Here is a 1,674-nt window from a genome sequence, read left to right on the forward strand (position 1 = left end):
ATGAGCTTTTTTCTTTTGTTTTGTAACTGCTTAATTCCTTCTTCTGCCATTAAAATTTTTTCATCTATGTTTTTCATTTTCTGTTTTCCTTTCTTTCTAATTTTGAGCAAAGAAAAAACAGTAAACCGATTTGATTTACTGTTTCCTTGAATTTTAACTATATTTTTTGCTAATCTACTATTTTTTATTTATGAATTGTCCAATAATCTTTATATGAATATCCATCATGCGTTCCTACTAAAAAATTATCCGATTTTTTAAAACCAATTCCAGATGCAGCTGACATTCTTTCAATGGCGTAATTAGGAACTTTAGTAATAACTTCTTCGCAATCAAATAGTTCATAAGTTGGCGAAACTATAAGCTCTAAAATTTCTTTAATAACTTCTTCTTTTTCATATTCGCTTTTCAAATCCAGTCTAAGTACGCCCATTCCATTAAACTTATCTTCTGATGTTCTATTAAACAGTTCAATAGTTCCAATCGTTTTCAATGAAATCTTATCAATTATAACCCAACGAACGAACCATTTTGTCTGATATGATTTTAGCCAAAAATCAATAGCCTGTTCCATCTTATCTTTTGTTGGATAGTAAAAATTATCACCATCACAATTATCACTATTAAAAAATGGCAATGAATTTTTGTCACTATAAACTTCAAGTAAATCATCTACATCAGCTTTATCTACAAATCGAAGTGAAAATTTTTCACTTTCAAATTTAGGAACATTCTCATATATATTTGACATAGTTTCGTCCTCCTAACTAATATATCTCACTAAATTTGTTATATATTATAACATTTTTAAGCCAGTTTTTCTATCTCCTCTTTCTGTGGTACTTGACAGTTACCTATAAAGTTAAAATACACATCAACTTGTTGTTTTCTGTCTTTGCCTTTTCTTCCCCCTGTGGCTTCATGGACTACAACTTTTTCTATATACTCATTTATCATTGGTACTGTCAGTTCCTCAATATCTATATATTTCTCTATCATTTTTAGGAATTTATCGGTATCAATTTTTCTCTGATGATAGCTTTCTATTTCATTTTCAAAATACTGTATTTGCTTTTCTAAGTCTTGTTGCTCCGTATCATAGGTATTAAATAATCTGTCAAAGTGTTTTGCGGGAATTTTTCCAAGTGCGTGGTCTTCATATAGCTTTGTAATTAAGGTTGTTAGTTTTTCATTCCTTGATGACAGTTTTTCTAACTTTTCTTTATCCCCTTGATACTTTTCTTCTCTTTTTTCATCGGATAATTTATTCATCACTTTTAGAAATTCTTGCTTTTCTTCTTTGGCAAAGTCTGTGATTTCTTTGATGGATTTTAAGAGAATTTCATTGACTGTTTTTACTTTGATGTAGTGCATACTGCAAGTGCCTTTTCTGTGTCTGTAATGTTGGCACACAAAACAATAATCACAATCGTATTTCTTTTCTTTATGTTCTGCCGGCTCTCTGTAACTTAACTTTCCTCCACAATCAGAACAGATTAAAAGTCCTGTAAATGGGTGGGAGGTTGTACCATACTTTGGGCTTCTTCTTACTGTTTTTCTTAACCTTTGAGCATTATTCCATGTTTCTTCATAAATGATTGCTTCATGGGTATTTTTGAAGATAATGAGTTCATCTTCTTTTGCCTTTCTTCGTTTCTTGGTTTTGTAGTCTAC

General features: G+C 30.4%; 2 protein-coding genes. Both read right to left on the reverse strand.

Annotated elements, in window-relative coordinates; genetic code table 11:
* Positions 1 to 184: 184 nt before the first annotated feature.
* Positions 185 to 751 carry a GNAT family N-acetyltransferase gene (locus HMPREF2782_RS08205; RefSeq protein ID WP_070642220.1) on the reverse strand — a complete coding sequence of 189 codons (567 nt, stop codon included), beginning with the start codon at positions 749 to 751 and terminating at the stop codon, positions 185 to 187.
* 56 nt (positions 752 to 807) lie between these two features.
* Positions 808 to 1,674: DUF4368 domain-containing protein (locus HMPREF2782_RS08210; protein WP_148130031.1), on the reverse strand; the 867-nt coding region annotated here is incomplete at its 5' end.

This window comes from Anaerococcus sp. HMSC068A02, from assembly GCF_001811125.1.
Classification (GTDB): Bacteria; Bacillota; Clostridia; order Tissierellales; family Peptoniphilaceae; genus Anaerococcus; species Anaerococcus vaginalis_C.